The following is a 24,235-nucleotide window of genomic DNA, read 5'->3' as shown; positions in this document are numbered from 1 at the left end:
ATCGTGTCGATGCTGCCCCAATCTAGTCCTGGCCTGGGTCGCCTACCAGTCTGTCTCGCGCTGGCCCTCGTCGCGTTCGGGGCCACCGCGTCGGCCCAGGCCCGCCAACGGGCTGCCAGCGCGGCGGCACTTCTCAAAGATCCCGGCGGCATTCGTCTCGGCTCCTTGGTGGCCGGGGTAAGTTATCAGGTCGGTCGCGCCAATGGCGGCCACGTCGAAGCCACCATCGACGGGTGGGTCCCAGTGGCCTCCACTAAACGTTCGACCCGGGACGGTTTTGACCTGACGGTCACCGCCGGCTCCGGCGTAGCCATTCGGTCCACGCCCTCCGGTGCCATCGTGGCCCGGGTTCAAAAAGGCACCCTGTTATCCAAGGTTTCGACCCGGGGCACCTGGGTTCGGGTTCGACGAGCGGGCTGGGTGGCTCGGGGTTCGCTTCGAGCTGAACCGGCCGTCAAACCAACGGTTGCCCAGGCCGCTCCGCCGCCTCCCACCCGCCGGGATTCGGTGAAACCGGGCTCGCCACCGCCGGTTCTGCCGGCCGCGACGAAGCCACCAGGAGATCCGCCAGCCGACTCCACCGTCTCGGACGGCGCAACGGTCCGCCCGGGTGCGGTCCTCTCGATCACGCCCGATGGCAAGCCCGCGGCAACCCTGGTCCAGTCGGCTGAGGTTCAGGTCATCGGCCGGACCCGGGACTGGACCAAGGTTCGGTTCGAGGGCTGGGTCCGGAACGCCGACCTCGCGGCCGAGGCCGCCTCGGGTCCGAGAATCACCGCGGTGATGCTCCGCGACCAGCCGGGCAAATACGTTGGCCAGACGGTGTCGTGGCGGGTTCAGTACCTGGCCGTGCAGGAAGCCGATCCGCTCCGACCCGAGATTCCCCGGGGGGCGCCCTATGTCCTGGCCCGAGGACCGCTCCCGGAAAGTGGATTTACCTACCTCATCGTGACCCGTGAGCAGGCCGCGGTGTTCCGTCAATTTGCCCCGCTCGACGAAGTGGCCATCGAGGCCGTTATTCGGGCCGGTCGGACGAAGTATCTGCCGACCCCTGTTCTCGAACTGGTGAAGGTGGTGCCGCGATGAACGATACCCTCAAGCAGCGGATCGTCCGCCGCCTCGAATCGATGAGCGATGAGCGGGGGTATCAGATCCTCGACTACGTCGAATTCCTCGAGAGCAAATACGCCGAGCGGGTGGCGCCGACTAATCTGTTTGCGCGGATGACCGAAACGGTCGAGGATGTGATGCGGGCCGGGAAGATCCCGGTCAGGGCGATTTCCGGCACGATTGGCATCATGGACAGCGCCACCAAGGTCATGAAGGGGGTCGCGGCGGCGGCGCAAGCGGTGGTCGACGAAGCCATTTCCGCGGCGGAAACCAAGCCCGGCGCCAAGCCCGGCGATGCCGCCTTACCGCCCAAGGCTGCAGGGTAGGGCCGGCCCTCGGCTTGCCCCAATGGGGTCAGGCTTCTAGGTTTGCCCATGGCCCAGGTAAGTGTTTTCCCCTCAGTCGGTTGCCTCCATTTTCAGAGTCCCGTCCCATGAGCACCCTGCGCCCCGGGGTTGCCCTCACCTTCGATGATGTCCTGCTGGTGCCCCGGCACAGCACCGTCCATCCCCGTGAGGTTTCGATCCAGAGCCTGTTCACTCGCGCCATCCCCCTCAATATCCCGCTGGTGGCGGCGGCCATGGATACGGTTACCGAAGCCGAGATGGCCATAGCCATGGCCCGGGCCGGCGGGATCGGGGTGATTCACAAGAACATGACGATCGATCGGCAGGCGGCCGAGGTGGATCGGGTCAAGCGGAGCGAGAGTGGGATGATCCTGAATCCCATCACGCTCGGCCCCGACCGGCCCATCCGGGAAGCGGCCACCCTGATGAAGCGCTTTCGGATCTCGGGTGTGCCGATCGTCGACGCCCAGGGCAAGCTGATCGGCATCATCACGAATCGCGACCTCCAATTCGAGCGCGATTTGGACCAACCGATCGAGATGGCCATGACCCGAGAGGGACTGGTCACCGCCCCGGTCGGGACCACCCTCGACGAGGCCCAACGGACCCTGGCCAAACACCGGATTGAGAAGTTGCCGGTCGTCGATGAGCATGGTATCCTCCGCGGGCTGATCACGGTCAAAGATATTTTCAAGCGGCTCCGGTATCCGGACGCCAACAAGGATCAGCACGGCAGGCTTCGGGTCGCGGCCGCGCTCGGCGCGAGCCCCGACACGCTCGACCGGGCCAAGGCGTTGCTCGATGCCGGCACCGACGTGCTGGTGGTCGATTCGGCCCACGGCCACAGTGCGGGTGTGCTCGATGTTCTCGATCAACTCCGGAACCGGTTCCCTGACGCCCAGCTGGTCGGCGGCAACGTGGCCACCGAGGCGGGGGCGCGAGAAATGGCTCGGCGGGGTGTCGATGCCATCAAGGTCGGGATCGGACCGGGCAGTATTTGCACGACGCGGGTTGTGACCGGGGTCGGGGTGCCGCAGATCACCGCCATCCTCGAGGCGGTCCGGGGCGCGGACGGGGTGCCGATCATCGCCGACGGGGGGATCAAGTATTCGGGCGATATCGTCAAGGCGATCGCCTGCGGGGCCTCCTCGGTCATGATGGGTTCGATGCTGGCTGGGACGGAGGAGAGTCCCGGGGAGTCGGTGCTGGCCGAAGGCCGGCGGTTCAAGATGATTCGCGGGATGGGAAGCCTGTCGGCCATGCAGGATGGTTCGGCCGATCGCTACTTCCAGGACGGTGAGCTTGCGCCGTCGAAGATGGTGCCGGAAGGCATCGAAGGCCGGGTGCCCTACCGCGGGCCGGTGGGCGACGTGCTGTTCCAGATGGTGGGCGGGCTTCGGAGCGGGATGGGATACTGTGGTTCCGCCGATATCGGCGGTCTTCAGCGGGACACCGAAATGGTCCAGATCACCGCCGCGGGGCTGCGCGAGTCGCATCCCCACGATGTGACGATCACGCGAGAAGCACCCAACTACAGCAAATAGGCCGACGGCTGGTTGTGGTCCCCCGGGGACCCGGCCGTGAGGGAAATCGTGACGGCGCGCCGCGAAGGCGGTGCGCGACTGGAGCCAAGTGTGTCGGCAGCGGAATGGGTTTTCCTCCTAGCGCGGTACTCCCCGGTGGCTGGGGGTATCGGACTCGTCCTCGCCATTCTGGTGTTCCGCTCGATCGTCAAGCGACCGACCGGGACCGGCGAATTGGTCGTCATCGCGGGCCGGATCGAACAGGGGGCGATGGCGTTTCTGCGCCGGATGTACACTGTGCTCTTCCCGGTCATGCTGGTGGTGGCCGCCTTGCTTTGGTTTGCCGTGGGGTGGCAGGTGGCGGTGACGTTCATCTTCGGCGCGCTCTGCTCGGCTCTGGCGGGCTTTACCGGGATGCGGGCGGCCACCAAGGCCAACGTCCGGACCGCCGAGGCGGCCCGCGCCGAGGGGTCGGCGGCGGCGCTCTCGGTCGCGTTCGGCGGCGGCGCGGTCATGGGCCTTGCGGTGGCTTCGCTCGGCCTCCTTGGCCTCGGGTTCATGCTCGACGCGCTGCTGGGGTTGACGCCCGGCGTCGTTCCGACCGATGCGCAGTTCGACAAGTTTTCCGAGATCATTGCCGGGTTCGCGATGGGGGCGTCGTCGATCGCCCTTTTTGCCAGGGTGGGCGGCGGGATCTACACCAAGGCCGCGGATGTGGGGGCCGATCTGGTGGGCAAAGTCGAGGCCGGAATCCCCGAGGACGACCCCCGGAATCCGGCCGTCATCGCCGACAATGTGGGTGATAACGTGGGCGACATTGCCGGCATGGGCGCCGACATTTTCGAGAGCTACGTCGATGCCACCGTGTCGGCGGCGGTCCTCGCGGCAACCGGGATGGGGTTGGTCGGCATGGCCCGGCTCAACGCCACCCTGCTGCCGTTCGCGCTGATCGTGGCGGGCTTAGCCGCGTCGGGCCTGGCGCTCGCGTCGATGAAGATCCTGGCCCGTGGCTCGGCCGCCCGGGCGCTTCGGCTGGTCCAGGCCATCGGGGCGGTGCTCTTCTTGGTCTTCGCCCTTGGCTTGGTGTGGGCGCTGCCGGTCGGCGACCAGTACTCGGGCGCCGGATTCTATTGGGCGATCATCGCGGGCACCGTCGGTGGGGTGATCGTGGGCCTGATGACGGAGTGGTACACGTCGTCGAAGCCGGTGTACCGGATTGCGGAGGCGTCGAAAACCGGGCCTGCCACGAACCTGATCGCAGGCCTCGCGATCGGGATGGAGTCGGTCATCGGTCCGGCCCTCGTCATCTGTCTTGTCATCTACCTGGCCAACAGCCAGGCCGGCCTGATGGGCGTCGCGCTGGCGGCCGTGGGCATGCTGGCCACGACGGGCGTGATCATGACGGTCGACGCCTACGGGCCGATCGCCGACAACGCCGGCGGGATCGCCCAAATGGGTCACTTGGGCAAGGAGGTCCGGGCCATCACGGACGAACTCGATGCCCTGGGCAACACGACTGCCGCGATCGGGAAGGGCTTTGCCATCGCCTCGGCGGTGCTGACCGCGGTGGCGTTGTTCGCGGCCTACGCCACGGCCGTGGGCCGGGCGTTGGGTCACCCGCTCGACCTCAACCTGCTCGATTTCCGGGTGGTGATCGGCCTGTTGATCGGGGGCGTGATTCCGATGCTGATCGGGGCGCGGACCATGACGGCGGTCGGGAACGCCGCGCAGGAGGTTGTCACCGAGGTCCGGCGCCAATTCCGGGAAATCAAGGGTCTCCTCGAAGGGACCGGCGAACCGGATACCGCCCGGTGCGTCGACATCGCGACCACGGCAGCGCTCCGGGAGATGGTGGTGCCGGGCCTCATTGCGGTGCTGAGCCCGGTCGTGGTCGGGTATTTTCTCGGCACGGCGGCTCTCGGCGGCCTGCTCGCGGGTTCGATGGTGATGGGAGCGCTCCTGGCCCTGATGATGGCCAACGCCGGTGGTGCCTGGGACAATGCCAAGAAGTATATTGAAAAAGGTCTTCACGGCGGGAAGGGATCCGACCCCCACAAGGCCGCCGTCGTCGGCGATACCGTAGGCGATCCATTCAAGGACACCTCGGGGCCGGCTATCAGCATCTCCATTAAAGTCATGGCGATCGTTTCACTCGTCATTGCCCCCTGGCTCGGCGCGCTGGGCCGGTAGCAGGGCTCTTTCCACACCCCTTGATTCGGAGGCAATATGGGCTTGTGGAGCACTCGGTCGATCACCTCGCTCAAGGCGGAGGCGGAAGCGGCCGGCGAGGCGGGACTTAAACGAACCCTCGGCCCGCTGAATCTCATGGCGCTCGGGATCGGCGGCATCATCGGTGCCGGCATCTTCGTCCTGACCGGGGTGGCGTCCGCGTTGCACGCCGGCCCGGGGGTGGCGATCTCGATGGTGCTGGCCGGCATTGGGTGCGGGTTCGCCGGATTGTGTTACGCCGAGATGGCGAGCGCGGTTCCGGTGGCCGGCAGCGCCTACACCTACTCCTATGCGACGCTCGGCGAGTTCGTTGCCTGGATCATCGGTTGGGATCTCATGCTTGAGTACGCCATGGGCGCCGCAACCGTCGGGGTGGGTTGGTCCGCGACCTTCGTCAGCTTCCTCAATCTCGTCGGCATCCATCTTCCCGACACGCTGATCCAAGCGCCCCTCAAGTTCTGTCACACGGCCCAAGTGGTCTCAGGGGCTGCCGGTTGCACCGTGGCGGGATGGAGCGCAACGGGGGCCATCGTCAACCTGCCGGCCGTCTTCATCATCCTGTTCATCACGGCTGTTTTGGTGATCGGGATCAAGGAATCGGCCAACTTCAATTCCGTTATCGTCTTCATCAAGGCCGGCGTGCTGATCCTCTTCGTGGGGTTCGGTGCCATGTACATCAACCGCGAAAACTGGACACCGTTCATTCCGCCAAACACCGGCGAATGGGGCTTCTTCGGTTGGTCGGGGGTGCTCCGCGGAGCCGGCCTCATCTTCTTCGCGTTCATCGGATTTGACGCCGTCAGTACGGCGGCGCAAGAGGCCAAGAATCCGAAGCGTGATATGCCGATCGGCATCCTCGGTTCATTGGTTATTTGCACGATCATCTATGTGGCGGTTTCGGTCGTGCTGACCGGGCTTGTCTCCTATAAGGAACTGAACGTCCCCTCGCCGGTGATCACGGTGGTCGAGAAGATCCCGCAGCTGGCGTGGTTCCGGCCGATCGTCACGATTGGTGCCGTGGTGGGGCTCGGTTCGACGATCCTCGTCATGTTGCTGGGCCAGACTCGGGTGTTCTATTCTATGTCCCGCGACGGCCTGCTCGGCCCGTGGGCTAGTCGGATCCATCCCAAGTTTCGCACGCCGTACCTCTCGACCATCGTGACGGGTGCGGCGGTCGCGGTGTTCACCGGGGTCCTGCCGATCCAGATCCTTGGCGAGTTGGTCAGCATCGGGACCTTATTGGCCTTCGTGCTGGTGTGCGGCGGGGTTTTGATTCTCCGGCGCACCCGTCCCGACCTGGAGCGGCCTTTCCGGACTCCGTTCGTCCCGTTTGTCCCGATCATGGGCATTCTCTGCTGCCTTGGCCTCATGGCGACGCTGCCATTCGATACCTGGCTCCGGCTCGCGGTCTGGCTCGCTATCGGTATCGTGATTTATTTCTTCTACGGCCGGCACCACAGTAAGCTGCAGCGGGAGCTCAACGCCGGTCGGTAACCGCACCACGGGTAGTGCCGCAAACCGGTTTTGGCGATAGATTCGTCGGGCCCCTGGATGACCTGGGGGCCCGACGAGCCTTCGATCCGACGGCTTCACCGAAGATCATTCCACCGTCCCGATTGGACCTATGGCGACTTTGACTGCGTTCATGCAGGTGTACGTATTCGTCCTGGCCGGCTTCGTCGGCTTTCAGGTCGTTTCCAAAGTGCCCGCGTTGCTTCATACGCCGCTGATGTCGGCGGCCAACGCGATTACCGGTATTTCGCTGGTTGGTTCGTTGGTCGCCGCGGGCAGCGGCCGCGGATTCGCCAGTAACCTGCTTGGGTCGATCGCGGTGGCCTGCGCCACGATCAACGTGGTCGGCGGGTTCTTGATTACCGACCGGATGCTCAAGATGTTCAAGCGGCCTGGGGCTCCGAAATGACCGAGCCGAGTGGGGATGTTCGGGAAGCCCTGATTCAAACCGCCTACCTTGCTTCATCCGTTCTTTTCATTCTTGGTCTTCGGGGGTTATCGGATCCGGCCAAAGCCCGCAACGGGATGCGGCAGGCCATGCTGGCGATGCTGCTGGCAGTCATCGGGACGCTGATGCACCACGACATCGTTCGCTTCGACTGGATCATCGCCGGGCTCGCCGTGGGGTCCATTGTCGGGGTCGTGATCGGCCTGCCGCTCGGGGTCGACATCCCGATGACGGCGATGCCCCAGTTCGTTGCGATCTCCCATTTGTTCGGCGCGGTGGCCGCCACGCTCGTCGGCGTCGACGAATACTTCGCGATGGCCACCCGGCCCTCTACGTTCGTCATGACGGCCCTCGGCTTCGAGGTGATTCTCGGGGCGCTGACCGTTACCGGTAGCTTTATGGCTTTCGCGAAACTCCAGGAATTGATCGGGGGGAAACCGATCACCTACCCGGGACAGAACTATGGGAACATCACGCTGTTCCTCCTCACGGTCGGTCTGCTCGTTTATCAACTATTCGTTCCCGGCCAGCCGGTTCTGTTCTTCGTCATGCTCGCCGCCGCCGCGCTGATCGGTGTCCTGATGGTGCTGCCAATCGGCGGGGCCGACATGCCGGTGGTCGTCTCGCTCCTCAATGCCTACGCGGGACTCGCGGCGTCGGCGATGGGCTTCGCGCTCAACAACAACCTGTTGATCGTCGTCGGCGCCCTCGATGGAGCGTCGGGGTTCCTGCTTTCGGTGTTGATGTGCAAGGCGATGAACCGGTCGTTCTCCAACGTGCTGTTCGGCGCCTTCGGCGGCACGGTCGCGTCCTCGAAGAGCGCCGAGGGGCTCTCCGTTCGCGAAGTGTCGATCGAGGACGCGGCGGTCAGGTTGGCGTACGCCGGTAACGTCATTGTGGTCCCAGGCTACGGGCTCGCCGTGGCCCGGGCCCAGCACTTGATCCGGGAAATGGCCGACTTGATCGAGAAGAAGGGCGGCCAGGTCCGCTATGCGGTCCACCCGGTGGCCGGCCGGATGCCGGGGCATATGAACGTCCTGCTGGCCGAAGCGGAAGTGCCGTACGACAAGTTGTGCGACATGGAGGAGATCAACGCCGACTTTAGCCGAACCGACGTGGCCCTGGTCGTCGGGGCCAACGACGTGGTCAATCCGGCGGCGCGGTCCGATCCGTCGAGTCCGATCTTCGGGATGCCGATCCTCAATGTCGACCATGCCAAGTCGATCATCGTGATGAAGCGCGGCATGGGGACCGGCTTTGCCGGCATTGAGAATGATCTGTTTTATGACCCCAAGACCTCCATGCTCTTCGGCGACGCGAAAGCGTCTCTCGCCAAGTTGGTTGCGGAACTCAAAACGCTGTAACGTCACTCACTCGAAAGGGCTAGGTTAAACCATGTCGCTTTTCCGACGGAAGTTGATTGTCGACCTTCAGGCCGAGGCGGCCAGTGAGACCGGGCTCAAGCGCGAGCTCGGACCGCTGAGTCTGACCCTGCTCGGGATCGGGGCGATCATCGGGACCGGGATCTTCGTGCTCACCGGTACCGTGGCGGCCCAAAACGCCGGCCCCGCGGTCGTGCTCTCGTTCGTGCTCGCAGGCACCGCGGCGATTCTGGCGGCCCTTTGCTATTCCGAGTTTGCCGCGTTGGTCCCGATCGCCGGAAGCGCCTACACCTACGGCTACGCCACCCTGGGTGAGATGTTCGCCTGGATCATCGGGTGGGACTTGGTGCTCGAGTACGCTTTGTCGGCGACGACGGTGGCGGTGGGCTGGTCGGGCTACGTGGTGTCGTTCCTGAGCCATATCGGCATTCACATTCCCGCAACGCTGTCCGCCGCCGCTGGAACCCAGGTCACGATGGCGGACGGGAGCACGGTGACGGCCCTGTTCAACCTCCCGGCCGTCTTGGTGGTCTTGGCGGTCACGGCGCTGTTGGTTCGCGGCATCAAGGAGTCGGCGCGGGTCAACGACATCATCGTGGTCATCAAGGTTGCCGTCGTTCTTCTCTTCATTGCCTTCGCGTGGAAGGGCATTCAGGCCGCCAATTGGCAGCCGTTCATTCCGGCCAACACCGGCCTCCGGGAGAACTTCGGCGTCAGCGGCATCGTGGCCGGAGCAGGGATCGTATTCTTCGCCTACATCGGATTCGACGCGGTGAGTACGGCGGCGCAGGAAGCCAAGAACCCTCAGCGCGACATGCCGATCGCTATCATTGCGTCGCTCTTGATCTGTACTGTTCTCTATATCGTGGTTTCGGCCATTGCCACCGGCGTCGTTCCCTACGGCCAGCTGGATGTCCCGGATCCGATCGCCAAGGTGGCGGCGGCCGCCGGCTTGGGATGGATGACCCAGGTCATCGAACTCGGAGCGATCGCCGGGCTTTCGTCGGTCATTCTCGTACAACTGCTGGGCCAGTCCCGGGTGTTCTGGTCGATGGCCAATGACGGGCTGCTGCCGCCCGTGGTCAACAAGATCCACCCGAAGTTCAAGACCCCGTGGATCACCCAGATCGTCCTGGGCGTCCTCGTCGCGATTCCGGCCGGGTTCCTGTCGGTGCGCGAGGCCGCGTCGCTGGTGTCGATCGGAACGTTGCTGGCCTTCGTCATCGTATGCGGCGCGGTGATGGTGCTGCGGTACCGCGAGCCGAACCTGCACCGGCCGTTCAAGACCCCGTTCGTCTGGTTGACGGCGCCGGCGGGAATGATCTTCTGCTTCTACCTGATGTCCGCCCTGCCGTGGCGGACCTGGGAACGGCTCTTCATCTGGCTGGCGATTGGATTGGTGATCTATTTCGTCTATGGCTGGAGTCACTCGAATCTGGCCAAAAAGAAGGCCTAGGCCGGCGGGCTTGGTTCGGAGCGGGGCAGCCGGTGTTGACCGGCTGCCCCGTTTGTTTTGAAGACTACTCGAGCAGCCGGGTTACGGTGTAAATCGCCAAGCCGAGCAATCCCCCGACCAGGGTTCCGTTGATCCGGATAAACTGGAGGTCCCTCCCGATCGCCAACTCGATCCGCTGCGACATGACCTGGGGATCCCACTTGGCCACCGTCGTCGCGATCAGGTCGGCCACCGCGCCACGATATTGCTCCACTACCACCAGCGCCTGCTCGAGGATGAACTCGTCGACCTTGGCGAGCAGCTCCGGGTTCCCGGCCAGGGACCGGCCGAAAGCGGTGATACCCTGCTCGATGGCCCCCGGGTTGCCGGTCTCGGATTCTTCGTGGTCGGTCTTGGCCGCCGCCCGGAGCGCCTCGTGGCGGAGGTAGTCGTAGATCGAGGTGGTGAATTCCTCCATCACGGGGTCGGCGAGCCATTGCTCCTTGAGGGCCTCCGCCTTGGCGATTGCCTCGGGCGAGTGTTGGAGGCGGTCGACGAATTGTTCGAAGGCTTGGTCGAACTTGGCCCGGAGCGGGTGCCCCAGATCGGCACCAACGGCCCGGAGCATTTCCTCGATGGTCGTGAGAATCTTCCGATAAATCTTGTCGTCGACCATCCCGGGGATCCACCACGGACTCTGGGTCTTGACCCGGTCCCGAATGGTGTCGCGGTTCTGGTCGACGGCGGTGGCCGCGATCTTGACCGCCTCGCTCAACAATTCTTGGTGCTTGTTCCCGGCCCTGACCAGCTTGAGTGCCTGGCCGAGGACCGGGGCCACTTGGGTGGTCCGGATCCGGGCCACGATCCCGGCATGGACCAGTCCCTTGAGCTGGGCTTCGGGCAGGGCGTCCACCGTCTTGGCAAACCCCGCCGCCACTTGCTTCGCGATCTGCCGGGCGTTGGCGGGTTCGGAGAGCCAGCGCGCCAAACCGGCCGACACGTTCCACGACTTGAGCCGGTCGGCCAGGACCTCGCGGGACAGGAAGTGATGTTGGACGAAATTGCCTAACGTCCGGCCCAGGCGGTCTTTCTGCACCATGATGATGGCGGTGTGGGGAATCGGGATCCCGAGGGGGTGACGGAACAAGGCAGTGACGGCGAACCAGTCCGCCAAGCCGCCAATCAGAGCGGCCTCCGCCGTGGCCCGGACATAGCCGACCCAGGTGCCAAGGTCGTGAAAGTACCCGGCCAGAACGAACACCACCGCGGCGACCACCAGGAGCCCCGATGCTCGGCGCTTCATCTGAGTGAGCTGCCGTTTCCGGGTGGCGTCGTCGAGGATCGGCGGGGCCGGCGCGGGGGTAACCGTCACGCGGGCCGAGCAGGCTCCGGAAGCCGACTCATCAGGTACCCGACCCCGACGGTGAGGACGGTGCCGAGGGGGACGTACCAGGGCCACGCCAGCCGGCCAACCGGCGCCAGCCAATCGAGCGCGAAGGTGGCGGCAATCGGCTTCGCAAACACGACCACCAACATGACCACCACCGTGAAGACGAGTGCGGTGATCACGTCCCGAGCCTTCGCTCGGGCGTTCACGCTGGCCAGGACATAGGTGCCGAGTAGGGCCCCGTAGGTGATCGAAGCAATCGAGAGCGCCAGCACCACGACCGGAGAATCATTCTGGCTCGTGAAGCGATGAAAGAACAGGGCGCCGAGCATCAGGATCACCCCCCAGGCCGCCGAGAAGAGCTTCCCGATCTTCAACAGGTGGCCCGGGTCCCGCCGACCGGTCCAGCCGGCGTAGAGGTCGTGGGTGGCCGAGGAGGCCATCGAGTTGATGGCGGAACTGTGGGTTCCCATGGCGGCGGCGAGAATGCCGGCAATGACGAGGCCGCCCAGGCCCGGCGGAAGATGGGTCAGCACGAACATCGGAAAGAGCTGGTCCGCCGGCCGGTCGGGGGGAGCGAGGTTGGCCGCCCAGAGCGCGCTCCCGATCAACAGGAACAGCGTGAATTGCAGGATGACCACGACCCCCGAGCCGATCAACGCGGTGCGGGCCGCCGCCAGCGACCGGGAGGCGAGGAGGCGCTGGACGATCAAGTGGTCGGTTCCATGGGACGCCGCCGACAACAAGGCCCCACCCACCAATCCCCCAAGCAGGGTATAGGTCGACGTGAGGTTGAGCGACAGGTCGAACACCTGGAGCTTGCCGGCCGCCGCCGCCGCGGAAAGGGCCGCTCCCGGCCCTCCGGCCAGGCCCCACGCCACCCAGAGGGCGCCGATTCCGCCGGCGACGTACACCGTCAACTGGAGCACGTCGGTCCAGACGACTGCCTTGAACCCGCCGAACCAAGTGTAGATCATTGTGATAATGCCGATGGCCAATACCGACGTCGGGACACTCCAGCCAGTCACCAACGCCATCGGGATGGCACTCGCGAAGACCCGGACCGCATCGCCGAGGGCCCGGGTCACCAAGAATACCAGCGACGTGATCCGGCGAGTCCGGACCCCGAACCGGTTCTCGATTCGCTGGTAGGCGGTCTCCTGCTCCCCTCGGAAGTAGCCGGGGAGCAGCCACGAAGCGACCAAGATTCGCCCCAACAGGTAACCGAAGGTAAGCTGGAGGAAGGCGAGGTTGCCCCGGGCCCCGACCCCCGGAATCGAAATGACGGTGAGGGCCGATGTTTCGGTCGCGACGATGGAGAGCAGAATGGCCCACGCGGGAAGATCGCGGGCACCCAGGAAGTAGTCGCTGGCGGACGATTGAGACCGGGCGGTCCACAACCCGATCGCAATCGACCCGGTGAGATAGACTACGACGACGATCAGGTCAATCGAAGACACGCACCCAACTTAATCGGCAGGAGCGCACAATGGACGGTGGACGGCTGAGGAGAACGGGGCTCGCGATCGCACTGCTTGCCCTCGCGGTGGTTGGTTCGTGGGCCCTCCCCGGGGCGGCAGGACGGGCGATCGGCACCTTGGTGGGCCAGGCCACGCCGGGCGTCGACAGCGGGCCGGCCGCGGTGACCACCCAGGCCGCCGTTCCGGTTCCGGTGGCCGCCCCGACGCCGCTCCTGACCCGGTTCCGTGGTCTCCTCGGCATCGTCCTCATCATCGGGACCGGCTATCTCCTGTCGAGCAACCGGCGGGCCATCCGCTGGAACGTGGTGGCGTGGGGACTTGGCCTCCAGGTGGTGTTTGCCATCTTCGTCTTGCGGGTCCCGATTGGGCAGGAGGTCTTCAAACGTCTCGGCGAGTCGGTCACCGCGGTGCTTCACTACTCCTACATCGGATCGGCGTTCGTCTTCGGGGAACTCGGCAAGGCCAATTCCAGCCTCGGGATGATCTTCGCCTTCCAGATCCTGCCGGCCATCATTTTCGTCTCGGCCCTGTTCGCCGTCATGTACTACCTCGGGATCATGCAGGTCGTGGTCCGGGGCTTCGCGGTGGTGATGAGCAAGACCATGGGCGCCAGCGGGGCGGAAAGCCTCAACGTGGGCGCCTCGATCTTCATGGGACAAACCGAAGCGCCCCTCACCATCCGGCCCTTTCTCCCGAGGATGACCAGATCGGAACTGATGACGGTCATGACCTCCGGGATGGCCCATGTTTCGGGCTCGATCATGGTCGCCTACATCGCGTTTGGTGTCGAGGCCCGTCACCTGCTGGCCGCGGTGATCATGACCGCACCCGGCACGATCATGCTGGCCAAGCTGTTCGAGCCGGAAACCGGAACGCCGGAAACCTTCGGACGAGTCAAGCTCGACCTTCCGAAAACCGACGTCAATGTGATCGATGCCGCCGCCCGAGGTACCGGCGAGGGCCTCCATCTAATGCTGAACGTGATCGCGATGCTGGTGTCGTTCGTGGCCCTCGTGGCCTTGGCCAACGGTGCCATGGGGCTGATTCACGGCTGGCTCCCGTTCTTCCCCGAGAATCTCCAGTCGGTGTTGGCCTGGGTGGGGCGTCCGGTGGCCTGGGTCCTGGGCGTGCCCTGGCAGGACAGCGGCGTCGTCGGGGGGCTCCTCGGGACCCGGGCTGTCCTCAATGAGTTCATCGCCTTCGCCGAACTCGGCCCGCTGAAGGCAAGCCTCGACCCGCGTTCCTTCACCATCGCCTCGTTCGCGCTGGCGGGATTCGCCAATTTCAGCTCAATTGGGATTCAACTCGGCGGGATCGGGGCCCTGGTGCCGGAACGCAAGGGCGAGTTAGCGAAACTAGGCCTCCGGGCCATGTTGGCCGGTACCTTGGCCAATTTCATCTCAGCCGCCATCGCCGGGATGTTGATTTAGAGGCTCGGCACTCGGCACTCAGCCGAGTGCCGAGCCTCTAAGACTCCTTCAGCTCGCCTTCCCAGCGTGCCATGACAGCGGAGGCGAGGCAGTTGCCGAGCAGATTGACCGACGTGCGGGCCATGTCCATGAACGCATCGACGCCGAGGATCACGGCAATACCCTCGAGGGGAAGGCCGAACTGGGTCAGGGTGCCGGAGAGAATGACCAGGGAGGCCCTGGGGACCGCGGCAACCCCTTTACTGGTGAGCATCAGGGTCAGCATCATCAGCAATTGGGTGGTGAGCGGCAGGTCGATCCCGGCAGCTTGCGCCACGAAGATCGATGCCACGGCCAGGTAGAGGGTCGAGCCGTCGAGGTTGAACGAGTACCCGGTTGGCAGCACGAACGAGACGATCCGCCGCGGCACCCCATACTTCTCCATGTTTTCGAGCGCGAGCGGGAGCGCCGCCTCGGACGAGGCCGTCGTGAAGGCCAGGAGCCAAGGCTCCTTCGTCCAGTGCCAGAACTTCCGCAAATTGATCCGGGCGATCAACGCCACCGGCACCAATGCCACCAGCACGAACACGATCAACGCCACATACAGTGTCAAGACCAGTTTGCCCAGGTTGAACAGGACGCCGAGTCCGTTCTTGCCGATGGTCACGCCGAGCGCGGCGGCAATGCCGATCGGGGCGTACTTCATGACTAGGCCGGTGAACTTGAACATGACCTGCGCCAGGCTTTCACACACCTCGAGCATGACCTCTTTCGGGCGGCCCTTGACCTGGGTCAGCGCCATCGCGAACAGGGCGGAGAAGAACACGATCTGGAGGGTCTCGTTCTTGGCCATGGCGTCGACGATACTGGCCGGAACCGTGTGTTCCAGAACGCCGGCCAAGGTCGTCTGCGAGCTGGCGAACTGCTGGCCTTCGGTGGCCGAGGCGGTCAGGGCGACGCCGACGCCGGGCTTGCCGATGTGGGCGGCGGCCAATCCGACGAAGAGGGCAATCGTCGTGACCACTTCGAAATAGAGAATTGACCGGAAGGCGAGCCGCCCCACCTGTTTCAGGTCGTCGCCATGTCCCGCGATCCCGACGACCAGGCTGCTGAAGATCAGCGGCGCTACGATCGACTTGATCATTCGGATGAAAATGGTGGAGAGGGGTTTGAGGCCCTCGGCGACGTCGGTCTCGAGCCAGACATTGTGGTCGAGGTATCCGATGAGGGCACCCGCCAGGGTGCCGATCAGGATCCAATGAGTCAGGGTAAGTCGGCGCATGGCCAATAATGGGCCTCGACTCGCTCCAGCGGAAGAGGTCACGGGTGTATTTTCCTGGCGCCATGACTATTACCCTGACTGCTGACAAGCTCGCCGCCGCTTTGGACTTGACCCGGCTTTTCGTTCCCGGCAGCCGGGTCTGCCTGACCACCCATGTCAATCCCGACGGCGACGGGCTCGGCAGTGAGGTGGGGTTGGTCCATCTCCTTCGCGCCATTGGGGTGAAGGCCACGATCGCCAACCCGACGCCGACCCCGCCCCGATTCCAGTTTCTGTTTCAAGACCTGCCTGGCGTCGACAAAACGCCGGAGGCCGTGAAGGAGCTCCGGCGAGCCGATGCCATCATCGTCCTCGATATCAGCGACCTGAGCCGGCTTGGAATGCTGGCGGAAACGGTCCGGGGCCGCGGGGTTCCGGTCGGGTGCGTCGATCACCACGTCGGATCGGGCACTCTGCCGCCCGGACCCTTGTATGTCGATCAGTCGGCGGCGGCCACGGCGGAGCTGATCGTCGAGATTGCCCTGGCCAACGAGTGGCCCCTCACCCAGGCGGCGGCGCGGGCGCTCTATGTCGGCATTCTTACCGACACCGGCGGGTTCCGGTTTTCCAACACCCGCCCGCGCACCCTCCGAATTGCCGCCGAGCTCCTCGACCGCGGGATCGATCCCGAAGCGATCTATCTGGATGTGTATGCCGGGGCGCCCGAGGGCCGGGTCCGGCTGCTGGCGGAGGCGCTGCAGACCCTGGTGGTCGAACGCGACGTGGGCCTCGCGTGGATCACGGTCCCGCCCGGCGCGGTCGAGCGGCACGGGGTGACCAGCGATGATCTCGATGGCGTGGTGGAACACGCCCGGTCGATTTCCGGCATCAAGATGGCCCTGTTGTTTCGGGAGATTGCCCAAGGCCGGATCAAGATCTCGCTCCGGTCGGTTGGGGACGTCGACGTGGCTCGATTTGCCAAGCTATTCGGTGGCGGCGGGCACATCAAGGCCGCCGGACTTTCGTTGGCAGGGCAACTCGGCGAGGTGCAGGCCACGGTCCTGGCCGCGGCCCGGGCGTACCTGGCGAACGGATCCGCCGACGTTCCAATTGTTAACGATTAGCCACGAACAGAGTACTATGCTGGCCGATGCATAATCGGAGCCGACTGAAGTATGGTGGTCAAACGGGAATTGATTCGTGGGGCGGGGCCCGTTGCGGTCCTCCAGCTCCTCACCCGCCGGGAGATGTACGGCTACGAGCTCGCCGAGTTGTTGACTGAGCGCTCTGACGGCGTGCTGGCCTTAGGGCAGTCGACTCTCTATCCCCTCCTCTACAGCCTCGAGTCGAAGGGCCTGGTTGAAAGCCGCTGGGTTTCGCTTCCTTCCGGCCGCAAGCGCCGCTACTACCGGATCACTGATCCCGGCCTCGCCACCCTCGAGACCCAGCGCGCCCAGTGGCAGGAGTTGTTCCGGGTGATGATGGGCCTTGGCCTCCTGACGCCGATGCCGGCGGAGGGCGGATGAGGAACCGCGGATTCGAGGGCCGGATCGACCGCCTTGCGGTGGAGCGGCTCGCCCGGGCAGCGGGGCTTCCGACCCCGGTGGCGGAGCGGGTGGCCCAGGTCGTGGTCGGCACCGGGCTGCCCGACGACCGGCGGGAGGAAGTGTTTCGCGAGTTGGTGGCGCACTTCGAAGACGGATTGGCCGCGGGGAGGACCCCCGGCCAGCTCCTCGAGGCGTTCGGCGAAGGGTCAGCGGCCGGGTCGATGATCAAAGAGGCTAAACGGGTGGTGACGCCCCAGACGTTAGGCGGTTTGGAACCCCGGAGCCGGTGGCTCGAGCAGCTGGTCCGCGATACCCGGTATGCCTTCCGGCGGCTGCTGGCCCGGCCGGCCTTTGCCCTCACCGCCGTGCTGTCGCTGGCGCTGGGGATCGGGGCGAACACTGCCATGTTCACGCTGGTCAACGACGTCATCCTCCGCAAGCCGACCCTGTCTCACCCCGAGGAGCTGGTCGACCTCTATCGGTCGAGCTCCTCGTTTGCCTACAACGTGTTTTCGGAACCAGACGTCGCCGACATTCGCCGGAACTCGACGGCGTTTTCCGGCCTCGCGACCGCCAAGCTGTCCCTCGTCCCGTACGAAGTCGCCGGCCGGGTCGATCGGCTGACCGTCGAGATGGTGTCGGCCGACTACTTCGAAGTGCTGGGGCTCCGACCGCTCCGGGGCCGGTGGCGGTTTTGGGCGATCGGTTTTGGCGGCGGGCGTTTGGAGCCGATCCCGGGGTCGTCGGTCGGCCGATTCGCTTGAACGGTTCCAGCTACGTCGTGACGGGCGTTTTGCCCGCCGACTATCCCGGACTGCTCGGTGCCGGGCTCGGCCGGGCCGCGCTCCGGCTGGTGCTGGCGAGCGACATCCCGCTGCCGGTCGCCGTCGATCTGGCGTTGACGGTCGACTGGCGGGTGTTGGGTTTCTCGGTCCTGGTCTCGGTACTCGCCGGGGTGTTCTTTGGGCTGATGCCGGCTCTCCAAGCCACTCGTCTCGATCTGGCCCAAGTCATCCGGACCGAAAACACCGGTGGCGGCCGGAAACGCTGGGCGGCGCGGAGTGTCCTGGTCGGCGGCTAAGTGGCGGTGTCGATGGTGCTGCTGTTGGTCGCCGGGCTCTTCATGCGAAGCCTCGACGCCGCCCGCAAGGTGGACGCCGGATTCGGGGCCGCCCCCGCCGCCATGGTATGGTTCGGAGGACCCGGCAATGTGGCCCCCGACGCCATGGAGGCGAACCGGGACCGCTTGGTTCGGGCCGTGGGCCAGTTGCCGAGTGTCGTCTCGGTCGGCCTGATCTCGAACCTGCACTTGAATTGGTTAGGCAACCAGAGCAGCGAGATCACGGTGCCTGGGGTCGAGCCGCCGCCGGGCCGGAGCACCTTCGACGTGGACCGGGCCGCGATTGATACCGGGTTCGTCCCGGCGGCCGGGCTCCGGGTGGTGGCGGGCAGGAACCTGGTGCTGACCGACACCGACACTATCTGGCGAGCGGCCCTCGTGAACGAGGCGTTCGCCGCCCGGTTCTTCCCCGGCCGGCCCACCGTGGGCCAGCGGTTTTGGTCCGGGGCCCGCCAAGTGGAAATCGTGGGGGTCGTCAACACCGCGAAGATCCGGAGTTTGGGTGAGGAGCCGAGGCCCTTCATCTATGCCCCGATCGAGAAGGGTTCGGGTCCGAACTTCCTCGTCGCAAGGACCACCGCCGATCCCGAGCGGCTCGCCGCCGACATCGTCCGGAAGATCCGCGAAGTGACCCCCGAGATGTTCGTCATGCAGAGCCGTTCGCTGGCGGCGCATATCGGGGCGATGTCGTATCCGCTCCGGATGGGAGCGGCGGCCTTGCTGGCTTTTGCCCTCGTCGCGCTCCTGATGGCGTCGATCGGGCTCTACGGCGCGGTGAGCTATGCCGTGTCGCAGCGGAGCCGGGAGGTCGGGATCCGCCTGTCCCTGGGCGCGGCCCCAAGCACGGTGGTTCGGCTGCTCTTGGTCGGCGGGCTCCGCTTGGTCGCGGGTGGAGCCGTGGTCGGGCTGGTCCTGGCCCTGGTCGTCGGGAAGTTGCTCGAAGGCCTGCTGTTCGGAATCAAGGCATTCGACCCGGTGACCCTGGTCATGGTGCCGGCGATTCTGATCGGGGTGGCGGTGTTGGCGGCCTACCTCCCGGCCCGGCGGGCCGGAAAGATCGATCTATTCAAGGCCCTCAAAGCGGAGTAGTTCCGGCCGGGGGGCCTTATATTAGACCCACGACCATGGAAATCATCGACCGGATCGAACAGACCCTCGACTCACTCCGACCCTACATCGCATCGCACCGCGGAACGGTCGAAATCATCGATTTTGACGAAGCCGAGGGCATGCTGACCGTCCGGCTCGGCGGCACCTGTCACGGCTGCTCGGCCTCCTCGATAACACTCAAGCAGGGCATTGAAACCCGTCTCAAACAGTTCGTGCCTGAGGTCAAAGCGGTCCAGGCACTCTAGCTCTTTCTCGAGGTTCCCTCGTGTCCGACTCTCTCGAGGCCCAGGTCGGCCTCGCGCTCTCCCGAATCAAGAACCCCCGGCTCGACAATGACTTGTTGTCCGCCGGGATGGTCCGCGACTTGGCCGTCACCCCCGAAGGCCGAGTCTCCTTCACGTTCCTGCTGACCCGGGCCGATCCGGCCACCCTGGTACGCGATGCCCGGTCGGGGCTCAAGGCCATTGAGGGCATTACCGAGGTCAAGATCACCGTCGTCGATCCAGCCGGTCCGAGCCAGGCGACCCACGCCCCGCCGAGCGGAGCCCCGGGGCCCCAATCGACCGGGATGCCGGCCCCGCCGACCGCGGCGGAGTTCCCGGGCCTGGGTAAGGTGATCGCGGTGTCATCGGGGAAGGGCGGGGTCGGCAAGTCGACCGTCGCGGTCAACCTGGCGGTGGCGCTCGCGGCGAGCGGGAAACGCGTCGGGGTCATGGACTGCGATATCTACGGCCCGAACGTGCCCCGGATGTTCGGACGGTTTGAACGACCGCCGGTCGTGGCGGGCCGAATTCAGCCGCTCGAATCGTTCGGCGTCAAGCTGATGTCGATCGGCTTCCTGGTCGATCGCGACGCCCCGGCCATCTGGCGCGGCCCGATCATCATGAAGGTGATCCAGCAGTTCCTCCGGGACGTCGAGTGGGGCGAACTCGATTTCTTCATCGTCGACATGCCGCCCGGCACCGGCGATGCCCAGTTGTCGCTGGTGCAGTCGGTGCAGGTGTCAGGCGCGGTCATCGTCACCACGCCCCAGGAAATGGCCGTCGGTGATGCGTTGCGCGGCGCCAAGATGTTCGAGCGGGTCAACGTGCCCGTGTTGGGCATCGTTGAGAACATGAGCGGCTACACCGACCCCGACACCGGCAAACGGATCGAGTTCTTTTCGTCCGGCGGTGGTCAGCGGTTGGCCGACGAACTCGGAGTGCCGTTGCTCGGGAAGATCCCGCTGGAGCCGGGATTGGCCGAAGCGGCTGATGCCGGGTCGCCGGTCGTGGTGGGCAACCCAAAGAGTCCCGCCGCGGTGGCCCTGCTGGCGACGGCCAAAGCGATTGCCAAGGAGGCTGGAGCCCGCTCGATGGCCCTGCCGGTCATCAATCAGTAGGGACCCACCCGGGCTGCTCTTACTTGGGGGTTGGCCGTTTCACCGCGGGGACGCCCTGCTGCGGCGTGGCCCAGAGATACTCATCGGTCAGCATCTCGGTCGGGAGGTACCGTCCGGCAAAACTCGGCTGAACGCCGCCCCGGCTGAGGACCGCCGCCCCGAGTCCAACCGTGCCGAGGAGCCACGTAGCGATGATCGCGGCACCGAGAATCAAAGTTCCAGCCACCGGGACCCACCCGAAACAGACCCAGGCCAGCCAGACCGAGGCCAGGCCGCCGAGGCCCACCACCAGATACCGATAGCTGTTCGGCGAGAGCGCATCCCCGCGGGCCATCCGTCGCCGAGTGTGGGTTTCGCCCATGGCGTGGGAGACGGCCAAGAACCCGCCTAACACCCCGGCCAGGACCAGCAGGGCGTAGACGGCGATTACGAATGGCACCAAGAGGACCCCGACCACGCTCAAGACCAATCCAACGACCAACATGCCGAACGTCGGCACGACCAGGACCTGGGCCAGCAACCCGACCATGAATGAGCGGAGGAAGCTGTGGCTCACGGTGTCGGACACGACCTCGAGGTTCGATTGCCCAAAGAGGACGAGGCCGAATCCCACCAATCCCAAGGTCAAAAAGGAGCCGATGACCCCTGCGAAGTTGGTGACGGTGCGCGCCACCGGTCCGGCCGCCGGAGCCACGAGGGCGGGCTCGCGGTCGAGCGCGGGACTCTGCCCGGTAACCTTCCCGCCCAGATTGACGACGGGGCCGCCGGACGAAACGGCGTTCCGCACCGCCGCGGTACCGCTCAACGCCAGCAGGGTAAGCCCGAGACTAAAGCAGGGCATTCGCCTCCGGTCCGGCCGCCGGCGTGACGAGCCGGCGGAGCGCCACCACTCCGCCGGCGTACGATCCGATGACGACGATGGCAACCGCGGCTAGCCGGACCGGGGCACCGGACAACTGCCGGAGGCTTTCAAGCCATGACGTGGCAGTCATGACGGCCAGCGCCTGTTGCCAAAGCGTGGCCCCGGCGCTCCAGAGTGCCGACTCGGCCCCGTCGAGCCATCCGTCCAATACCGCGCGGTTAGCCGCCGACCACCCGACACTGATGATCATCCCGGCTGCGAGCGCTGCCAGGGCGGCGACCCGGCGGGTGGTGAGCTTCGGGAAGGACAGCACCGGCACCGGGGCCGGCACTGCGATCTCCACCCGTGCCATGATCCGATCGACGAACCCAGTCTGAGGTCCATAGCTCGGTAGCCGGTTCATCATCGACAAGACTTCACGATCGAGAACCACCAACCGTCGGCAATCCTCGCATGTTTCCAGATGAATCCGCATTTCGGATCGCAGCGATTCAGTGTGAAACGCATCGACGTCGTCAGCGGTGAGGTGGTTCGTTAGAGATTTCATAGTCAGACCCTTGTACGGCACCCACGCGAATCTTGTTTCAACGTTCCAAAACAAAACGTAACCGACAAAAGGTCACTCATCGCGAACCTCGCGCAGGAGAATCCGGAGCTCGTTTCTCGCTCGGTGGATATAGGTCTTCACTGTCCCGAGCGGAAGACTGAGCATCTCGGCGATTTCTTCATAGCCCCGTCCCTCGACATGGCGCAGCAAAATGCAGGACCGGTATTCCGGCCTGAGCTTCGCAATGGCGTCCTCGATGGTGCCGCCGAGTTCCCGGTTGGCGACTTCGTCGAGTTGGTTCTCGCCCCGCCCGCCGATCTGGGGCGCGGTGGCCTCGATCAACTCGGGGGTGTCCGCGTGGGGTGATCCCTCGAGCGACAGGGTGTCGAGCTCCCGTTTTCGGAGGTGATCGATGGCGGCGTTGTTGGCGATCTTGAAGACCCAAGAGGAAAACTTGAATTCCGGCCGGTAAGATTGAATGGCGTTCAGGACCTTCACAAAGGTCTCTTGGGCCAGGTCCTCAGCGAGCTCCCGGTTCCGGACCATTCGGAACACCAGCGAGAATACCGGCCGTTCGTAACGGTGGACCAGCTCGCGATACGCCTCATCTACCCCGTCCTTGGCGAGGGCAACCACCGCTTGATCGGTTTGCCCACGAAGAGATCCGGGACGGATAGACGGCTCCAGGTTGCTAGATGAAACGCGAACGAAACGTAGGAACCCGGCACCCGAGTGGCCAGGGCGAGTGCCGGGTCATTGCGGCGTTACGATCCGGCCGCCGACCATGACCCAACTCACCCGTTGGGTGGCGGTGATGTCCCGGAGCGGATCGCCAGGGACGGCGATCAGGTCGGCCAGCTTGCCCGGGGCGATGGTTCCCCGGTCGGTGACCCCCAGGGCCTCGGCGGCGACGATGGTGGCCGAGCGGAGCGCGTCGAGTGGGGACATGCCGAGCTTGGTGTAGGCGACGAACTCGCCGGCGTTCTCGCCGTGGGGGTAGACCCCGGCATCGGTGCCGAACCCGATCTTGACCCCGGCCGCTATGGCCTTCCGAAGGCTGGCCCGGGCCAGCGGCAGGATCGTTTCAGCCTTGCTCCGAACCAATGCCGGCAGGACCGCCAAGTTGATCCGGTCGACCAAGTAGGTGGTCGGCACCAGATAGGTGCCCCTGGCCTTCATCAAGGCGATGGCTTCGTCGTCGAGCATCGAGCCATGCTCGATCGTGGTGACGCCGGCGCGGACGGCCGCTTTGATTCCTTCGGTTCCATGAGCGTGGGCCGCGACCCGGACCCCATGGCGGGCCGCCTCGTCGACGATGGCCTTGAGCTCCTCATCGCTCAACTGCTGGGCGCCAACCGGTCCCTCGAGGGACAGAACCCCGGCGGTGGCGCAGATCTTAATGACCTGCGCCCCGTGCTTGATCTGGTAGCGAACGGCTTGGACGACGCCCCAGGGTCCGTCGGCCACCCCGTCCTCGGGCCGCTGTTCCGCGATGCCGGGGGCGAAGCCGGTGACGTCGCAATGCCCGCCGGTGATACCGATGGATTCCCGCGAGGGCACGATGTGGGGTCCGACCGTCAACCCGCGGTCAACCGCCTTGCCGAGGGCCACGGTCACATCGCCGCCGAAATCACGAACGGTCGTGAATCCGGCCAGCGCCGTCTTTCGGGCGAAATGGGCCGCGCTGAAGGCGGCGTCGGCCATGGTCAGGGTGACCGGCGCCACAAACGAGGCCGCCGAAATCTCGGCGGAGAGATGGGTGTGGAGGTCGATGAACCCCGGGAGGAGCGTCACGTCGCCGAGGTCGACGACCCGGGCGTCCTTCGGCACGGTGGCTTGGCCGAGTGAGACGATCCGGTTGCCCTGGACCACGATGACCGGATTGGTCACCATCTGACCGGAGGCGAGATCGAGCATCCGGGCCGCCTTGATAGCGGTGGTCGTCGGGGCGGCCTGGGCCGCCAGCAGTACCGGAAGGGTTGCGAGGGCGATCGGACAGAGCAGGCGGCGCATGGGAGGGTCCTTTGGGTTGCCGGAATAGAAGGGGCGGCACGGCGGCGATCAAGGGCCCACCGGGTTGCGAGCGGCCCGGGTCGGCTCTACCGTTGGGCTCGGCGCCTCGTCCGAGGCCGATACCCGCGAAA

At 65.3% G+C, this 24,235-nt stretch carries 22 protein-coding genes; 15 read left to right on the top strand and 7 right to left on the bottom strand.

What is annotated here, in order from left to right:
* The first annotated feature begins 3 nt into the window (after positions 1-3).
* From EXR94_01750 to EXR94_01715, 8 genes are all read left to right on the top strand, one after another.
* Positions 4-1,086 carry a hypothetical protein gene (locus EXR94_01750; GenBank protein MSR01453.1) on the top strand — a complete coding sequence of 361 codons (1,083 nt, stop codon included), beginning with the start codon at positions 4-6 and terminating at the stop codon, positions 1,084-1,086.
* Positions 1,083-1,436, top strand: coding sequence for a hypothetical protein (locus EXR94_01745; GenBank protein MSR01452.1), 354 nt, complete (start codon positions 1,083-1,085; stop codon positions 1,434-1,436). Before EXR94_01750 ends, EXR94_01745 begins: the two co-directional genes overlap by 4 nt.
* A 107-nt stretch (positions 1,437-1,543) precedes the next feature.
* Positions 1,544-3,001 (top strand): IMP dehydrogenase, encoded by a 1,458-nt coding sequence (guaB, locus tag EXR94_01740; GenBank protein MSR01451.1) that lies wholly within the window; start codon positions 1,544-1,546, stop codon positions 2,999-3,001.
* A gap of 90 nt (positions 3,002-3,091) precedes the next feature.
* On the top strand, positions 3,092-5,170 hold the full coding sequence (locus EXR94_01735) for a sodium-translocating pyrophosphatase (protein ID MSR01450.1): 2,079 nt from the start codon (positions 3,092-3,094) through the stop codon (positions 5,168-5,170).
* A 36-nt stretch (positions 5,171-5,206) separates the two neighbouring features.
* The gene (locus EXR94_01730) at positions 5,207-6,703 is read left to right on the top strand and encodes an amino acid permease (GenBank protein MSR01449.1); all 1,497 of its coding nucleotides are present in this window, start codon (positions 5,207-5,209) and stop codon (positions 6,701-6,703) included.
* 139 nt (positions 6,704-6,842) lie between these two features.
* The gene (locus EXR94_01725; protein ID MSR01448.1) at positions 6,843-7,130 is read left to right on the top strand and encodes an NAD(P) transhydrogenase subunit alpha; all 288 of its coding nucleotides are present in this window, start codon (positions 6,843-6,845) and stop codon (positions 7,128-7,130) included.
* Positions 7,127-8,533, top strand: coding sequence for an NAD(P)(+) transhydrogenase (Re/Si-specific) subunit beta (locus EXR94_01720; GenBank protein MSR01447.1), 1,407 nt, complete (start codon positions 7,127-7,129; stop codon positions 8,531-8,533). The genes EXR94_01725 and EXR94_01720 overlap by 4 nt, the downstream gene beginning before the upstream one ends.
* A 31-nt stretch (positions 8,534-8,564) precedes the next feature.
* Complete coding sequence (locus tag EXR94_01715) at positions 8,565-10,007, top strand: amino acid permease (protein ID MSR01446.1); 1,443 nt, start codon at positions 8,565-8,567, stop codon at positions 10,005-10,007.
* A gap of 64 nt (positions 10,008-10,071) precedes the next feature.
* Here EXR94_01715 and EXR94_01710 read toward each other — a convergent pair whose 3' ends face one another.
* Entirely contained in the window at positions 10,072-11,358 is a 1,287-nt protein-coding gene (locus EXR94_01710; protein ID MSR01445.1) for a DUF445 domain-containing protein, read from the bottom strand.
* Positions 11,355-12,833, bottom strand: coding sequence for a sodium:solute symporter (locus EXR94_01705; protein MSR01444.1), 1,479 nt, complete (start codon positions 12,831-12,833; stop codon positions 11,355-11,357). Before EXR94_01705 ends, EXR94_01710 begins: the two co-directional genes overlap by 4 nt.
* Positions 12,834-13,066: 233 nt before the next feature.
* On the opposite strand from EXR94_01705, the gene EXR94_01700 reads away from it, so the two are divergent.
* The gene (locus EXR94_01700) at positions 13,067-14,284 is read left to right on the top strand and encodes a NupC/NupG family nucleoside CNT transporter (GenBank protein MSR01443.1); all 1,218 of its coding nucleotides are present in this window, start codon (positions 13,067-13,069) and stop codon (positions 14,282-14,284) included.
* A gap of 37 nt (positions 14,285-14,321) precedes the next feature.
* On the opposite strand, the gene EXR94_01695 is transcribed toward EXR94_01700, so the two are convergent.
* Positions 14,322-15,545 (bottom strand): cation:dicarboxylase symporter family transporter, encoded by a 1,224-nt coding sequence (locus EXR94_01695; GenBank protein ID MSR01442.1) that lies wholly within the window; start codon positions 15,543-15,545, stop codon positions 14,322-14,324.
* Positions 15,546-15,553: 8 nt separating this feature from the next.
* Between EXR94_01695 and EXR94_01690 the strand changes: the two genes are divergently transcribed.
* The 6 genes from EXR94_01690 to EXR94_01665 all read left to right on the top strand — a co-directional run bounded on the left by EXR94_01690 (position 15,554) and on the right by EXR94_01665 (position 20,682).
* Positions 15,554-16,648, top strand: a complete 1,095-nt coding sequence (locus EXR94_01690) for a bifunctional oligoribonuclease/PAP phosphatase NrnA (protein MSR01441.1) — start codon at positions 15,554-15,556, stop codon at positions 16,646-16,648.
* 51 nt (positions 16,649-16,699) lie between these two features.
* On the top strand, positions 16,700-17,050 hold the full coding sequence (locus EXR94_01685) for a PadR family transcriptional regulator (GenBank protein ID MSR01440.1): 351 nt from the start codon (positions 16,700-16,702) through the stop codon (positions 17,048-17,050).
* Between the two features lie 307 nt (positions 17,051-17,357).
* Entirely contained in the window at positions 17,358-18,152 is a 795-nt protein-coding gene (locus EXR94_01680) for a hypothetical protein (GenBank protein MSR01439.1), read from the top strand.
* Positions 18,153-18,158: 6 nt separating this feature from the next.
* Positions 18,159-19,280, top strand: a complete 1,122-nt coding sequence (locus EXR94_01675) for an FtsX-like permease family protein (protein MSR01438.1) — start codon at positions 18,159-18,161, stop codon at positions 19,278-19,280.
* A gap of 35 nt (positions 19,281-19,315) precedes the next feature.
* A complete protein-coding gene (locus tag EXR94_01670) occupies positions 19,316-19,546 on the top strand; it encodes a NifU family protein (GenBank protein ID MSR01437.1) in 231 nt (76 codons plus the stop codon).
* Between the two features lie 20 nt (positions 19,547-19,566).
* The gene (locus EXR94_01665; protein ID MSR01436.1) at positions 19,567-20,682 is read left to right on the top strand and encodes an MRP family ATP-binding protein; all 1,116 of its coding nucleotides are present in this window, start codon (positions 19,567-19,569) and stop codon (positions 20,680-20,682) included.
* Between the two features lie 19 nt (positions 20,683-20,701).
* Here the strand turns inward: EXR94_01665 and EXR94_01660 are convergent, their stop codons facing one another.
* The 4 genes from EXR94_01660 to EXR94_01645 form a co-directional block, all read right to left on the bottom strand.
* The gene (locus EXR94_01660; protein MSR01435.1) at positions 20,702-21,523 is read right to left on the bottom strand and encodes a hypothetical protein; all 822 of its coding nucleotides are present in this window, start codon (positions 21,521-21,523) and stop codon (positions 20,702-20,704) included.
* Positions 21,510-22,091: a hypothetical protein gene (locus tag EXR94_01655; GenBank protein ID MSR01434.1), complete on the bottom strand. Its 582-nt coding sequence runs from the start codon at positions 22,089-22,091 to the stop codon at positions 21,510-21,512. Before EXR94_01655 ends, EXR94_01660 begins: the two co-directional genes overlap by 14 nt.
* 72 nt (positions 22,092-22,163) lie before the next feature.
* Positions 22,164-22,778 carry a sigma-70 family RNA polymerase sigma factor gene (locus tag EXR94_01650; protein MSR01433.1) on the bottom strand — a complete coding sequence of 205 codons (615 nt, stop codon included), beginning with the start codon at positions 22,776-22,778 and terminating at the stop codon, positions 22,164-22,166.
* A 66-nt stretch (positions 22,779-22,844) separates the two neighbouring features.
* Positions 22,845-24,104, bottom strand: coding sequence for an amidohydrolase family protein (locus tag EXR94_01645; protein MSR01432.1), 1,260 nt, complete (start codon positions 24,102-24,104; stop codon positions 22,845-22,847).
* Positions 24,105-24,235: the final 131 nt, after the last annotated feature.

Source organism: Gemmatimonadota bacterium, from assembly GCA_009692115.1.
GTDB lineage: Bacteria > Gemmatimonadota > Gemmatimonadetes > Gemmatimonadales > GWC2-71-9 > SHZU01.
The sequence above is the reverse complement of the archived record's forward strand: the minus strand, read 5'-3'. Positions and strand labels throughout refer to the sequence as shown.

Bases quoted from the DNA above. Each gene is read 5' to 3' on its own strand.
- EXR94_01655 (MSR01434.1), bottom strand. From the start codon at position 22,091: ATGAAATCTCTAACGAACCACCTCACCGCTGACGACGTCGATGCGTTT.
- EXR94_01690 (MSR01441.1), top strand. From the start codon at position 15,554: ATGGGCCTCGACTCGCTCCAGCGGAAGAGGTCACGGGTGTATTTTCCT.
- EXR94_01670 (MSR01437.1), top strand. From the start codon at position 19,316: ATGGAAATCATCGACCGGATCGAACAGACCCTCGACTCACTCCGACCC.
- EXR94_01715 (MSR01446.1), top strand. From the start codon at position 8,565: ATGTCGCTTTTCCGACGGAAGTTGATTGTCGACCTTCAGGCCGAGGCG.
- EXR94_01645 (MSR01432.1), bottom strand. From the start codon at position 24,104: ATGCGCCGCCTGCTCTGTCCGATCGCCCTCGCAACCCTTCCGGTACTG.
- EXR94_01720 (MSR01447.1), top strand. From the start codon at position 7,127: ATGACCGAGCCGAGTGGGGATGTTCGGGAAGCCCTGATTCAAACCGCC.
- guaB (MSR01451.1), top strand. From the start codon at position 1,544: ATGAGCACCCTGCGCCCCGGGGTTGCCCTCACCTTCGATGATGTCCTG.
- EXR94_01745 (MSR01452.1), top strand. From the start codon at position 1,083: ATGAACGATACCCTCAAGCAGCGGATCGTCCGCCGCCTCGAATCGATG.
- EXR94_01730 (MSR01449.1), top strand. From the start codon at position 5,207: ATGGGCTTGTGGAGCACTCGGTCGATCACCTCGCTCAAGGCGGAGGCG.
- EXR94_01695 (MSR01442.1), bottom strand. From the start codon at position 15,545: ATGCGCCGACTTACCCTGACTCATTGGATCCTGATCGGCACCCTGGCG.
- EXR94_01685 (MSR01440.1), top strand. From the start codon at position 16,700: ATGGTGGTCAAACGGGAATTGATTCGTGGGGCGGGGCCCGTTGCGGTC.
- EXR94_01660 (MSR01435.1), bottom strand. From the start codon at position 21,523: ATGCCCTGCTTTAGTCTCGGGCTTACCCTGCTGGCGTTGAGCGGTACC.